Raw genomic sequence first — 12,299 nt, 5'->3', positions numbered from 1 at the left:
GTGTGCCAGGCCCGCCCGGCCCGCTGTCAACGTCGATGTGGCCGCCGTCACCCCCGTCCCCGGCCACCGGTTCACCGCACTGCCTAGACTCGAACCCGTGTCCGCAGCCCCCGTTCCCGAACCCGCGACGCGGGCTGCGCGCAAGGAGCGCACCCGCCAGGCCCTGCTCGACGCCGCGCTCGAGCTCTCGGCCGATCGCAGCTTCGCCACGGTGAGCCTGCGCGAGGTGGCCCGTCGGGCCGGAATCGTGCCCACGGCGTTCTACCGCCACTTCGACTCGATGGAAGAACTCGGCGTCGCGCTCGCCGCCGACACCATGCGCATGCTCCGCCGGCTGCTGCGCGAGGCCCGGCGTGCGCGCGGCCCGTCCTCGGCGCGAGCATCGCTCGAGACCCTGGTGCGGCAGGTCCGCGCCCACGAACAGGCGTTCCGGTTCCTCGCCCGCGAGCGCCACGGCGGGCAACCGGCCGTCGCGCGCACCGTCACCGTCGAATTGCGGCTGATCACCAGCGAACTCTCCGTCGACCTCTCCCGCATGCCCGGCATGGCGGACTGGGAGGTCGACGACCTGGAGATGGCGGCCGACCTGCTGGTGACCGCCATGCTCGAGGTGGTGCTCGAACTGCTCGACGTGGACCGGCCCGGCGGACCGGCGGAAGCCGAGGTCCTGGCGCGCGCCGAGAAACAGATGCGTCTCATCGTTCTCGGCATGGGGGCCTGGAGACCTACCCACCGCTGACGGCAACCCGTACGGTGGGCGCCATGTTCGAGACCACGCGCGTCACCCTCGGAGACCTCACCTTCGACGTACACACCGCCGGGCCCGTCGACGGCACGCCGGTCGTGCTGCTGCACGGCTTCCCGGAGACCGCCCGCAGCTGGGAGTCCGTCGCCCCGCAGCTCGCGGAGGCGGGACTCCGGGTACTCGCGCCCGACCAGCGGGGCTACTCCCCCGGTGCCCGCCCGGACGGCGTGGCGGCCTACACCGTCGACCTGCTCGTCGGCGACGTCGTCGGGCTGCTCGACGCGACCGGGCTCGACCGGGCCCACCTGGTGGGGCACGACTGGGGGGCGGCCGTGGCCTGGCAGGTCGCGGCACACCACCCCGACCGCATCACGACCCTGACCGCGGTGTCGGTGCCGCACCCCGCGGCCTACGGTTGGGCCCTGCGCGAGGACGCCGATCAGCAGGCCCGCGCGGCCTACATCAAGCTGCTCCGGCAGGAGGGAAAGGCCGAGCACGTCCTGCTCGAGGACGAAGCTCGTCGGCTGCGCGCGATGTACGGCGACCGGGTGAGCTCCGAGTCGATCGACGAGTACGTGCGCGTGCTGTCCGAGCCCGGCGCCCTGACCGCCACGCTCAACTGGTACCGCGCCATGACACGCGAGTTCGCCGAACTCGCGCCGGTGCGGGTGCCCACCACCTACGTGTGGAGCACAGCGGATTCGGCCCTCGGCCGGGCGGGCGCCGAGCGCTGCGGCGAGTTCGTCGACGCGCCATACGAATTCGTCGTCCTCGACGACGTCAGCCACTGGGTTCCCGAGGAGGCGCCGGACGCGCTGGCGAAGGCGATCCTCGCCCGGATCGACGACCGGCCGTGAGCGGATGTCCGCACGAGACGCCGTGACCACGGCACGGCACCGCCGGCTCGGCGCGGTCGCGGCCGCCGCCTTCTCCGTGCTGGCCGCCGCGGCCTGCACCGATCCCGGGCCGTCGACCGGGTCCGGGGCGTCGACCGGGTCCGATCCGGGTCCGGCCTACAGTTCCTATGTGGCCCTGGGGGACTCGTTCACGGCAGGCCCGATGATCCCGCCCCGGGTCGACCCGGCATGCGCCCGCTCGGGCAGCAACTATCCCCATGCCGTGGCCCGGACACTCGGCATCGACGACTTCCGCGACGTGTCGTGCAGTTCCGCGACGACAGCGAACCTGTCAGGGCCCCAAGTAGTCTCGTCGGGCTCCACCGTGGCCGCCCAGTACGAGGCGCTCACCCCCGACACCGAGCTGGTCACCGTCGGGATCGGTGGCAACGACATCGGCCTGGTCGCGCTGGCCGGGTCGTGTCTCGCGCTCGATCGCTCGTCCGGAAGGGCCTCGGCACCGGCCGGACCCCTGTGCGCGACCGCGAACGTCCGCGACGGCGTCGATCTCGTGGATCGCGCGATCGACGACTTCGCGCCGACCTACGGCGCGATCGCGCAGGAGATCCGCGACCGCGCCCCGCAGGCGCGCATCCTGCTGGTCGGCTACCCGACCGGGATCCGGGACGGCGGCTGCTATCCCGATCAGCCGATCCTGCCGGACGACGCGACGTACCTGCAGGCCAAGATCGACCGGCTCAACGCCGCGATGCGGCAGCAGGCCGACGCGGCGGGTGTCGACTACGTCGACCTGCGCGAGTCCACAGTGGGGCACGATGCGTGCCAGCCGGCCGCGCAACGCTGGACCGAGGGCCTGTTCCCGTCCCAGCCGGCGGCCCCCCTCCATCCCAACGCGGACGGCCATCGCAACGCCGCGGAACAGGTGCTGGTCACCATCGCGGACTAGATCGGACCGGATCGCGATCGTCGCTTCGGTCCATCCGAGGAGTGGCGGGCCTCGACAGACCATGACTTTAGAAGCAATTCTAAAGTATGCGCATGGATGAGGTGTCGTTCCCGGACCTGCAGTTGCGGGGCAAGGCCACGGTCGAGCGGCTCCGGCGCTCACCGGCGCAGTCGCTGCGGGTGCGCCGGCGCGATGCGGAGGACCTGGTGCTCACCACCGCGGCGCGGGCGGAGCTCGAGCACGCGGCGGCGTCGGTGACGACGCGGATGTTCGTGGCGGTGATGCGACGTGACACCCGCGCGCGGGAGCTGGTGACCGAGGTGCTGCCCGAGGTGTTCCCGTGGGTGACGTTCCTCTCCCGCGAGGAGGTCCAGGAGTTGGTGCTCGAGCTGGTCTCGACGCTGCGCGCTGCAGAATCGCTCGACAACCCGGCCCCGGCGGTACAGGTGATCGATGCCTGGCGGCACACCGCCGAAGCGCTGGCCGATCCGGACCTTGCGGCCCTGCTCGCCGCCGACACCGACGAAGACCACGGTGTGGTTTCCCCGCCGGGCGCTGCGTGAGCCCCGAACGCGGTGACCGGGTCGCCCCGCCCGCCGACCCCACCGGCGGGTGGGAGTTACGGTTCGCCACTACCGACGCCGTCAAGGGTGGGAAGCGCTGTGTCAGCAGGCGCCGTCGAACACCCTCACCGCGTGGAACGAGCTGCGCGCCCGCCCCGAGACACCGGCACCGACCTCGCGACACCATCAACTCAAAGGCTCTCTGGCCACCGCCGCGCACGGCGGGACGGTGACGGAGCAGTGGCAGTACGAGGTCACCGCCGGCGGACGGCTGTGGTATCTCGTCGACACCGCTCGCCGCACCCTGTGGATCAAGGCCGCCGGCACTGCGCACCCCAAGTCCACCGAATAGTCGACGGTGCTGACACTCGAAGCACTCAGCCGGTGTGCTGCAACAGAAGGCATTCGATCCCCGTCGCAGCGGTGCCGGGCCCTCCCTCGATGAACCCTCTCCGGAATCTCCGCTCATTCAGCGCTCGCGACACGCCTCACCGCCCGAACGGCCTGGTGATTCCACACTTCCGAAACACGGCCCGACAGCAGGGTCGATCGCCGATCGGCACAGGACCGTGAGCTCGTCGACCACCGCGTCGAGCGGCGCCGAGGTGCGTTGTGCCTGGGCGAGCACCAGCGCGCCCTCGAGCGCGCCGACGACGAGCACCGCCAGCGACCGTGCGCGTTCCGGACCGACCCCGTCCGCGACGAGAGCGTCGGCGAGCAGGTCGCACCAGGTCTCGAACGCGACGCCTGCGACGTCGCGGGCGCCGCGTTCGGTGCCGAGGGCGGCCGCGACGATCGGGCAGCCGACCGCGTAGTCACCGTCCTCGAGCCCGCGGCGCCACAGGTCGGCGAGCGCCCGCAGCGCACCGGGGGTGTCCGAGGCTTCCAGCACCCGCGTCACGCCGTCGCCCAGGTGATCGGCGGCGCTGCGCGTGGCCTCCTCGACGAGCTGCGCCTTTCCGCCCGGGAAATGGTGGTACACCGACCCGCGGGGCGCTCCGCTGTGGGCGAGCACGTCGGCGAACGAGGTCGCGGCGACGCCCCGCTCCCGGATGAGCCGGATCGCGCTGCGGATCATCGCGGCACGGGGGCCGGTGGTCGGGTCGCTGCGCCTCGCCATGTTCCTGCTCCGCTCTTGCCGCCGATTTCTATGTATGTTGTCATACTTAAGTCCGGTTCGCGCCGGAACGGACCCGTTCTTCCCGAGGAGTCGTCGTGACCGAGATCGCCGCCCCGCCCCACCCCTTCGACGCCGCCGTGGCGCTCGAGCCCGCGGAGGACGGTCACACGCGGGGGCGGACCAGCCCCGAGTACACGAACATGGTCGGCCCGTTCGGCGGCGTCACCGCCGCCGCCCTGCTGCGGGCCGTCCAGCAGCACCCGGACCGGCTCGGCGATCCCATCTCCCTGACCGTCAACTACGCCGGCCCGGTCGCCGACGGCGAGTTCGACATCACCCTGCGGGCGGTCCGCACCAACCGCACCAACCAGCACTGGCTGCTCGAGCTGACGCAGGACGGCATGGTCACCACCACCGCCACCGCGGTGTTCGGCACCCGCCGCGACACCTGGTCGGACACCGAGCTCGACGTTCCGGAGGTGCCGCCCGCGGAGACGGTTCCCGCCCGGACCTTTCCGGACTTCATCGCCTGGGCCCGCAACTACGAGATGCGGTTCGTCGAGGGCGCGGTGCCCGAGCAGGACGCCGCCGAGCACCCCGACTCCACCACGACACTGTGGGTGCGCGACGCACCGGTCCGCCCACTCGACTTCCCGGCGCTGACGGCGTTGTGCGACGTCTTCTACCCGAGGGTGTTCCTGCGGCGCGGCCGGTACATGCCGGCCGGGACCGTGTCCCTGACCGTGTACTTCCACGCCGACGCCGCACAGCTCGACGCCCAGGGCGACGACTTCGTGCTGGGCACCGCGCGCACGCACCGCTTCTCGCAGGGCTACTTCGACCAGGCCGCCCAGCTGTGGAGCCGCGACGGCACGCTGCTCGCCACGAGCCACCAGCTCGTCTACTTCAAGGACTGACAAGCACCCCATCCTTCCCGCATTCGAAACCGCTCACGAGCTGCATGAATCCGAGACCGGGGCCGCTGCAGGCCGCCCGAGTGTCACGCCGTTGTCACAACACCCCCGAGAACCGCGGCCGCAGCCTGCAGCGCCTCGTGCTGACTGTGCGCGTACGTGCGCAGCGTGAAACTCCCGTCACTGTGCCCGATCCACGCCGCAATCACCGCCACCGGCACCCCCTGCAAATGCAGCGCCGTCGCCGCCGTGTGCCGCGCATCGTGCAGCCGGATGGGGCGCACACCGGCCCGGCGCACATGCCGGCGCCAGTATTCCGAGATCACCTCGGGTGAATACGGCTCGCCGGCCTCGTTCGACACGACGTAAGCGCCGGCGCCGTAGTCCGGGCCCAGGGCGAGCCGCTCGCGCTGCTGTCGCCGGCGTGCCGCCTCGAGCGCCACCCGTAGCGCCGGCAGAATCGGGAGTGTGCGCCGTCCGGCCGCAGACTTGGGCTCACCCTCGACTGTGCGCGAGCCGGCCCGTGCCCGACTGTTCGCGATCGTGAGCGTGCCGGCGCCGAGATCAACGTCGGGCCACCGGAGCCCAGCGATCTCGCCGCACCGCAGCCCGCACAGCGGTGCCACCCATGCCCGATGCGATCCTCGTCGGCCGCCTCGAGCACCCGAGGAACCTCGGCGGCGTGTAGGTCTGCCGGGGCCGCCGTCGCCTCATCGGCGAGCTCAACTCGCTGCCTGTCGGGTCCATTCGCGGTGATAGCGTCCGCAACGCAAGACGGCCCCAGGCTGTGACGCCCTCACGATCTCCCCGGAAGGACCGATGCGACCTCACGGAATGACCGTCGACGAGCTGCTGCAGCTCGCCCGCACGAGCCGCGCTGATTCGATCGCCGCCGCTGACGAGCTCGTCGCCGAGCTGGCCGCACAGCTCGACCGGGCCGCCCACGTGACACACCGCGCCGCGATGCTCGCCGACCGCTCTCGGAGTCGGGTCGACCAGCTCGCGAACGTCCATCCTGCCAACCGTGGCGCCGTGCACGAGGCCGCCCACACCACGGCTGCGATCGCCGGCCGTGTGGCTGCCGTGCGTGCCGCCGCCGGCGAGCTCGTCGTCGAGCTCGTCGTCGAGCTGCGCCGGCTCGGTGCCACGGCTCAGCACTGAGCCCGCCGGCGCTACCGCGCCCGATCCCGTATACGCGCCGTCGGCTCGTGTCACGTGCGTGTCAGTCGGGCCAGCGAATCCGAGCGAACAACAGTGAAGGCACCCGGAGGGCTAGACCGCACGCGAGCAGCGACAACGAACCTTAACGGACGCTCCCGCAAAGTCTTTGCCTACTTCAAGGACTGACCTTCCGGGGCCCGCACCGCGAGCAGCGCCACCAGCCCGGCGCCGAGCACGACGAGCAGACCGGCGATTCCGGCCCGGTCCGCGCCGAACGTCCAGGCGAAGAGCCCGAACAGGGTCGGGGCCAGGAACGACACGGCGCGGCCCGTCGTCGCGTAGAGCCCGAACATCTGGCCCTCCCGTCCGGCGGGGGTGATGCGTGCGAGGAAGGTGCGGGCCGACGACTGCGCGGGCCCGACGAACAGGCACAGCAGCAGACCGAAAATCCAGAACATCACCGGCCCCGACACCAGAAGCAGCACGATGCCGACGGCCATCATGGCGGTGAGTGAGGCGACGATCACCGCCTTGGGGCCGACCCGGTCGTCGAAGCGCCCCGCCGCGAGGGCACCGAGCGCCGACACCACGTTCGCGGCCACACCGAACAGCAGTACGTCGGCGGCGTCGATGCCGTACACGTTCACCGCGAGCACCGCGCCGAACGTGAACACCCCGGCCAGACCGTCGCGGAACAGTGCCGACGCGCCGAGATAGCCGACGGTGCGCCGGTCCATCGCCCACAGCTCGCGGAGGTCGCGCAGCAGCACCCGGTAGGAGTGCACGATCCCGGTCCGTTCCGCGCCGGGATCGGCGCCGGTGGGCCGAACCTCGGGCACCGCGAGCAGCACCGGGACGGCGAAGATCGCGAACCACACCGCCGCGGCCAGCACCACCAGGCGGATGTTGAGACCGGCCTCGGTGCTCACCCCGAGGAAGCCGCGGGTGTCGCCGTCGCCGGCGATGAAACCGAAGTACCCGAGCAGCAACAGCAGCAGCCCGCCGACGTAGCCCATGGCCCAGCCCAGACCGGAGACCCGGCCCATGTTCTCCTCGGTGGAGACCTGCCGGAGCATGGCGTTGTAGGGCACCTGCGCGAGTTCGACGACGACCGACGACACCCCCAGCAGCACGAGGCCCAGCCACAGGTAACGGTGGTCGTCGCGCACGAACACCATCGCCGCCATGAGCGCGACGCCGGTGTAGGACAGCACCGCGAGGGACCGCTTGCGCCGGCCGGCCGCGTCGTAGCGCTGCCCCGAGACGGGGGCGGTGATCGCGATGACGAACCCCGAGATGCCCAGCGCCCACCCGAGCCACGTGCTCGCCGACATCGACCCCGGCAGGTCGTCGCCCACGGCGTCGGTGAGATACACGGAGAAGACGAAGGTCAGCACCACCGCGTGGTAGGCCGACGACCCGAAGTCCCACATGCCCCAGGCGAAGACCTGGCGCCGCGAGGTGGCCTCCCCGATCCCGGCGACGGCGTCCGTGTGCGCACTCATGCCCGCAGCCTAGGAGATCGTCGCGCCGAGAACCGGCCTCTGACGATCCGCGCGATCCCCCGTCAGCCGCGAACACAATCGCGTTCGCGACTGACCGGGTGGTTCGCGGACGTCCTCTCCAATGTGCACTTGATTGCATATGCACCTCGGTGCATACTCGCGGCATGGCACTGGAACACGCGCTGCTCGCCGCACTCGTCGAGCGGTCCGGCTCCGGCTACGAGCTCGCCCGCCGGTTCGACAAGTCGATCGGCTTCTTCCACAGCGCAACCCACCAGCAGATCTACCGCGTGCTGCGGCGGATGGAGGAGAGCGGCTGGATCACCGGCCGCACCGTGCCCCAGGACGGGCGACCCGACAAGAAGGTCTACCGCGTCAGCGCCGCTGGACGCACCGAACTGGACCGCTGGATCTCCCAGCCCTCCGACCCCGAGCAACTACGCAGCGACCTGGCCGTGAAGATCCGCGCCGCCGGGCCCGACACCCTCCCCGCCCTCCTCGCGGAGCTCACCCGCCACCGCGACGCCCACGCCGCACGCCTCGAGGTGTACCGCACCATCGAGAAACGCGACTTCCCCGCACCTCACCGGCTCACCGGGCCCTCACTCCACCAGTACTTGGTCCTGCGCGGCGGCATCCGCGTCGAGCAGGGTTTCGCGGACTGGTGCCAGGAAGTGCTCGACGCCCTCACCATCGAGGACAACACGTGACGAATCCGTATCCCCACCTGCTCTCCCCCCTCGATCTCGGGCCGTTCACCGTGCCCAACCGGGTCGTGATGGGCTCGATGCACACCGGTCTCGAGGACCGGGCCAGGAACACCGGTCGCCTCGCCGCGTATTTCGCCGAGCGCGCCCGCGGCGGCGTCGGCCTCATCGTCACCGGCGGCTACGCCCCCAACCGGACCGGCTGGCTGCTGCCGTTCGGCGCCAAACTCACCAACCGGCTCGAGGCCCGCCGGCACCGGACGATCACCGATGCGGTCCACGCGGAAGGCGGCCGCATCCTGCTGCAGATCCTGCACGCCGGGCGCTACAGCTACTGGCCGCTGAGTGTGTCCGCGTCGTCGATCAAGGCACCGATCAACCCGTTCCGCCCGCGCAGGCTCACCTCGTGGGGGGTGCGGCGGCAGATCCGCGCCTACGTCCGCTGCGCCCGCCTCGCCCAGCAGGCCGGCTACGACGGCGTCGAGATCATGGGCGGCGAAGGGTACTTCATCAACCAGTTCCTCGCCGAGCGCACCAACCGCCGGACCGACGCGTGGGGCGGCAGCGCCGAGAACCGTCGCCGGCTGCCCGTCGAGATCGTCCGCCGCACCCGCGAGGCCGTCGGGCCGAACTTCGGGATCTGCTTCCGGCTGTCCATGGCCGACCTCGTCGAAGGCGGCCAGCGCTGGGACGAGATCGTCGCCCTCGCCCAGGAGATCGAACGCGCGGGCGCCACGCTGATCAACACCGACATCGGCTGGCACGAGTCGCGGGTGCCCACCATCGTCACCTCCGTCCCGCGCGCCGCGTTCGCGGACGTCACCGCCGAGCTGGCGAAGCACGTCGGGATCCCGGTCGCAGCCTCCAACCGGATCAACATGCCCGAGACGGCCGAGGAGATCCTCGCTCGCGGCGACGCACAGCTGATCTCGATGGCGCGGCCGATGCTGGCCGACCCGGAATGGGTCCGCAAGGCCGCCGCCGGCGTACCCGACGAGATCAACACCTGCATCGCCTGCAATCAGGCCTGCCTCGACCACGCCTTCGTCAACAAGCACGTCTCGTGCCTGCTCAACCCCCGCGCCGGCCGGGAGACCGAACTGCTGCTCGCCCCCACCCGCCGCCGCAAGACCGTCGCGGTCGTCGGCGCCGGACCTGCCGGACTCGCGGCGGCCGTGAACCTGGCCCGTCGCGGCCACTCCGTCACCCTGTTCGAAGCCGACGACGAGATCGGCGGCCAGTTCGGCATCGCCCGCCGCATCCCCGGCAAGGAGGAGTTCGCCGAGACCGTGCGGTACTTCCGCCGCCAGCTGGAGCTGACGAAGGTGCAGGTCCGCCTCGGTACCCGCGCGGGCGCCGACGACCTGATCGGCGCGTACGACGAGGTGGTCGTCGCGACCGGCGTCACCCCCCGCGTGCCCGCAATCCCCGGCATCGATCATCCCAGCGTGCTGTCCTACCCGCAGGTCGTCCGGGACGGTGCGCCCGTCGGCGCCCGTGTCGCCGTGATCGGGGCGGGCGGGATCGGCGTCGACGTCTCCGAGTTCCTCACCCACGACCGTTCCCCCACCCTCGACCTGGCCGAATGGAAGCGCGAGTGGGGCGTCACCGACCCGAAGGCCGCCCCGGGGGCACTCACCGCGCCCCGCCCGTCGCCGTCGCCGCGGGAGGTGTTCCTGCTGCAGCGCAAGCCCGGCCCGATCGGGAAGGGCCTCGGCAAGACCAGCGGATGGGTGCACCGGGCGTCCCTGAAGCACAAGAAGGTGCACGAGATCTGCGGTGTCAACTACGAGCGGATCGACGACGCCGGCCTGCACATCAGCTTCGGTGCGGAGCGCCGTGACCCGAAGGTGCTCGACGTCGACAACGTGGTGATCTGCGCGGGGCAGGAACCGGTCCGTGACCTCGTCGATCGGCTCACCGCCGCGGGCGTGACCACCCACGTCATCGGCGGGGCCGACGTCGCCGCGGAGCTCGACGCCAAGCGCGCGATCGAGCAGGGCACCCGCCTGGCGGATCGCATCTGAGCCGGCCGCCGCTACGCTGAGCGACCATGACTCTGCCGACTCCCACCCCCGACGCCCGAGCCGTCGTGACCGGCGCCTCCTCCGGCATCGGCGAGGCTCTCGCCGCCGAACTCGCCGCGCGCGGGCACTCGCTGATCCTGGTCGCCCGCCGCGGCGACGTGATGGAGGAGCTCGCGGCGGCGCTGCGGGCGAAGCACGGCGTCACCGTCGAGGTCCGCGCGTGCGACCTGTCCGACCGCGACGCACGAACCGCGCTCGTCGAGGAACTCGGCAAGCGCCCGATCAGCATCCTGTGCAACAACGCGGGCATCGCGACGTTCGGCCCGGTGGCCCAGCTCGATCCGGCCTACGAACGGGCTCAGGTCGAACTGAACGCCGTCGCCGTGCACGATCTGACCCTCGCGGTGCTGCCGCAGATGGTCGAGCGCCGATCCGGGGCGATCCTGATGGTCGGTTCCGCGGCGGGCAACATGCCGATACCCAACAACGCGACCTATGCGGCGACGAAGGCGTTCGTCAACACCTTCTCCGAGTCGCTGCGCGGGGAACTGAAGGACAGCGGCGTGCACGTGACGCTGCTGGCGCCGGGCCCGGTGCGCACGGAGACCCCGGACCCGGCCGAGGCGTCGATCGTCGACAGGCTCGTGCCGGATTTCCTGTGGATCTCGAGCGAGCACACCGCGAAGGTGTCGCTCGACGCGCTCGCGGAGAACAAGATGCGCATCGTGCCGGGCCTGATCAGCAAGGCGATGTCCGTCGCCGGCAACTACACCCCGCGCGGTGTCGTCGCGCCGATCGTCGGCGCCTTCTACAAGAAGCTGGGCGCGTAGCGCCCGGTGTGCCGTTTGGGCTGCGGGAGCAGCCCAAACGGCACACCGGACTCGGCGTCGGATCGACCGTCATCCGGTGTCCTCCTCGTCCACGTGCGGCCGCGGAATGGTCACCGTGACCGTATCGCCACGACCGGGCTGACTACGCTGTGTTTCGTGCAGGACAAACTTGTGTGGATCGATTGCGAAATGACCGGCTTGCGGATCGACAGCGACCAGCTGATCGAGATCGCCGCCCTCGTCACCGACAGTGATCTCAACGTGCTGGGAGACGGGGTGGACATCGTCATCCACGCCGACGACGAGGCACTCGCCGCGATGCCCGACGTCGTCACCGAGATGCACGAGCGCTCGGGGCTCACCGAGGAGGTGCGCAGGTCCACGGTGAGCGTCGCCGAGGCGGAGAAGATGGTGCTCGACTACATCCGGGCACACGTCCCGGAGGCCGGCACCGCGCCCCTGGCGGGCAACTCGATCGCGACGGACCGCGGGTTCATCGCTCGCGACATGCCCGAGCTCGACGCCTACCTCCACTACCGGATGGTGGACGTCAGCTCCGTCAAGGAGCTGTGCCGCCGCTGGTACCCGCGGATCTACTTCGGCCAACCGGCCAAGGGCCTGTCACACCGGGCGCTCGCCGACATCAAGGAGTCGATTCGCGAGTTGCGGTATTACCGGCGTACCGCGTTCGTCGCACCTCCGGGCCCCCCGTCCGCCGAGATCGCCGCCGTCACGAAGGAGTTGGGCCCGGCCTGACCTGCGGATTCGCCGTTTCCGGCAAACTCAGGCTAGTATCTGTACCGCAGGCGCAACCGGCCCAGGCCGATCGCGAATGCGATGGTGAGTGTAGTTCAGTTGGTAGAGCACCAGGTTGTGATCCTGGCTGTCGCGGGTTCGAGTCCCGTCACTCACCCCCACAGGGCG

At 70.9% G+C, this 12,299-nt stretch carries 14 protein-coding genes and 1 tRNA gene; 12 read left to right on the top strand and 3 right to left on the bottom strand.

The features are described from left to right. The first annotated feature begins 37 nt into the window (after positions 1-37). The 5 genes from F1734_RS11070 to F1734_RS11050 all read left to right on the top strand — a co-directional run bounded on the left by F1734_RS11070 (position 38) and on the right by F1734_RS11050 (position 3,463). Entirely contained in the window at positions 38-739 is a 702-nt protein-coding gene (locus F1734_RS11070) for a TetR family transcriptional regulator (RefSeq protein WP_010596349.1), read from the top strand. A gap of 23 nt (positions 740-762) precedes the next feature. After that, positions 763-1,602 (top strand): alpha/beta fold hydrolase, encoded by an 840-nt coding sequence (locus F1734_RS11065; protein WP_203011649.1) that lies wholly within the window; start codon positions 763-765, stop codon positions 1,600-1,602. Positions 1,603-1,624: 22 nt separating this feature from the next. Next, entirely contained in the window at positions 1,625-2,548 is a 924-nt protein-coding gene (locus tag F1734_RS11060) for an SGNH/GDSL hydrolase family protein (protein WP_040271737.1), read from the top strand. A gap of 92 nt (positions 2,549-2,640) precedes the next feature. After that, positions 2,641-3,111, top strand: a complete 471-nt coding sequence (locus tag F1734_RS11055) for a hypothetical protein (RefSeq protein WP_237658197.1) — start codon at positions 2,641-2,643, stop codon at positions 3,109-3,111. 49 nt (positions 3,112-3,160) lie between these two features. Next, the gene (locus F1734_RS11050; protein ID WP_238424147.1) at positions 3,161-3,463 is read left to right on the top strand and encodes a hypothetical protein; all 303 of its coding nucleotides are present in this window, start codon (positions 3,161-3,163) and stop codon (positions 3,461-3,463) included. A gap of 117 nt (positions 3,464-3,580) precedes the next feature. Here the strand turns inward: F1734_RS11050 and F1734_RS11045 are convergent, their stop codons facing one another. After that, entirely contained in the window at positions 3,581-4,231 is a 651-nt protein-coding gene (locus tag F1734_RS11045) for a TetR/AcrR family transcriptional regulator (RefSeq protein WP_203011648.1), read from the bottom strand. A 95-nt stretch (positions 4,232-4,326) separates the two neighbouring features. On the opposite strand from F1734_RS11045, the gene F1734_RS11040 reads away from it, so the two are divergent. Next, positions 4,327-5,148, top strand: coding sequence for an acyl-CoA thioesterase (locus F1734_RS11040; protein WP_040271653.1), 822 nt, complete (start codon positions 4,327-4,329; stop codon positions 5,146-5,148). Positions 5,149-5,231: 83 nt separating this feature from the next. On the opposite strand, the gene F1734_RS11035 is transcribed toward F1734_RS11040, so the two are convergent. After that, a complete protein-coding gene (locus F1734_RS11035; RefSeq protein WP_238424146.1) occupies positions 5,232-5,771 on the bottom strand; it encodes a site-specific integrase in 540 nt (179 codons plus the stop codon). 193 nt (positions 5,772-5,964) lie between these two features. On the opposite strand from F1734_RS11035, the gene F1734_RS11030 reads away from it, so the two are divergent. After that, the gene (locus F1734_RS11030) at positions 5,965-6,306 is read left to right on the top strand and encodes a hypothetical protein (RefSeq protein ID WP_203011647.1); all 342 of its coding nucleotides are present in this window, start codon (positions 5,965-5,967) and stop codon (positions 6,304-6,306) included. Positions 6,307-6,476: 170 nt separating this feature from the next. Here the strand turns inward: F1734_RS11030 and F1734_RS11025 are convergent, their stop codons facing one another. Next, on the bottom strand, positions 6,477-7,811 hold the full coding sequence (locus F1734_RS11025) for an MFS transporter (RefSeq protein WP_010596342.1): 1,335 nt from the start codon (positions 7,809-7,811) through the stop codon (positions 6,477-6,479). Positions 7,812-7,975: 164 nt separating this feature from the next. On the opposite strand from F1734_RS11025, the gene F1734_RS11020 reads away from it, so the two are divergent. From F1734_RS11020 to F1734_RS11000, 5 genes are all read left to right on the top strand, one after another. Further along, the gene (locus tag F1734_RS11020; protein ID WP_010596341.1) at positions 7,976-8,521 is read left to right on the top strand and encodes a PadR family transcriptional regulator; all 546 of its coding nucleotides are present in this window, start codon (positions 7,976-7,978) and stop codon (positions 8,519-8,521) included. Further along, the gene (locus F1734_RS11015; protein ID WP_040271650.1) at positions 8,518-10,545 is read left to right on the top strand and encodes an NADPH-dependent 2,4-dienoyl-CoA reductase; all 2,028 of its coding nucleotides are present in this window, start codon (positions 8,518-8,520) and stop codon (positions 10,543-10,545) included. The genes F1734_RS11020 and F1734_RS11015 overlap by 4 nt, the downstream gene beginning before the upstream one ends. A gap of 26 nt (positions 10,546-10,571) precedes the next feature. Then, positions 10,572-11,375 (top strand): mycolate reductase, encoded by an 804-nt coding sequence (gene cmrA, locus F1734_RS11010; protein ID WP_040271644.1) that lies wholly within the window; start codon positions 10,572-10,574, stop codon positions 11,373-11,375. Between the two features lie 156 nt (positions 11,376-11,531). Continuing rightward, positions 11,532-12,131, top strand: a complete 600-nt coding sequence (gene orn / locus F1734_RS11005; protein WP_119699675.1) for an oligoribonuclease — start codon at positions 11,532-11,534, stop codon at positions 12,129-12,131. A gap of 83 nt (positions 12,132-12,214) precedes the next feature. Then, a tRNA-His gene (locus F1734_RS11000) sits at positions 12,215-12,292 on the top strand. Positions 12,293-12,299 lie beyond the last annotated feature (7 nt).

This window comes from Rhodococcus ruber (assembly GCF_016804345.1).
Taxonomy (GTDB): domain Bacteria; phylum Actinomycetota; class Actinomycetes; order Mycobacteriales; family Mycobacteriaceae; genus Rhodococcus; species Rhodococcus ruber.
The sequence above is the reverse complement of the archived record's forward strand: the minus strand, read 5'-3'. Positions and strand labels throughout refer to the sequence as shown.

What these genes read in the sequence shown, in the direction of transcription:
- F1734_RS11065 (WP_203011649.1), top strand. Translation starts at nt 763, where the DNA reads ATGTTCGAGACCACGCGCGTCACCCTCGGAGACCTCACCTTCGACGTA.
- F1734_RS11055 (WP_237658197.1), top strand. Translation starts at nt 2,641, where the DNA reads ATGGATGAGGTGTCGTTCCCGGACCTGCAGTTGCGGGGCAAGGCCACG.
- F1734_RS11045 (WP_203011648.1), bottom strand. Translation starts at nt 4,231, where the DNA reads ATGGCGAGGCGCAGCGACCCGACCACCGGCCCCCGTGCCGCGATGATC.
- F1734_RS11030 (WP_203011647.1), top strand. Translation starts at nt 5,965, where the DNA reads ATGCGACCTCACGGAATGACCGTCGACGAGCTGCTGCAGCTCGCCCGC.
- F1734_RS11025 (WP_010596342.1), bottom strand. Translation starts at nt 7,811, where the DNA reads ATGAGTGCGCACACGGACGCCGTCGCCGGGATCGGGGAGGCCACCTCG.
- F1734_RS11020 (WP_010596341.1), top strand. Translation starts at nt 7,976, where the DNA reads ATGGCACTGGAACACGCGCTGCTCGCCGCACTCGTCGAGCGGTCCGGC.
- cmrA (WP_040271644.1), top strand. Translation starts at nt 10,572, where the DNA reads ATGACTCTGCCGACTCCCACCCCCGACGCCCGAGCCGTCGTGACCGGC.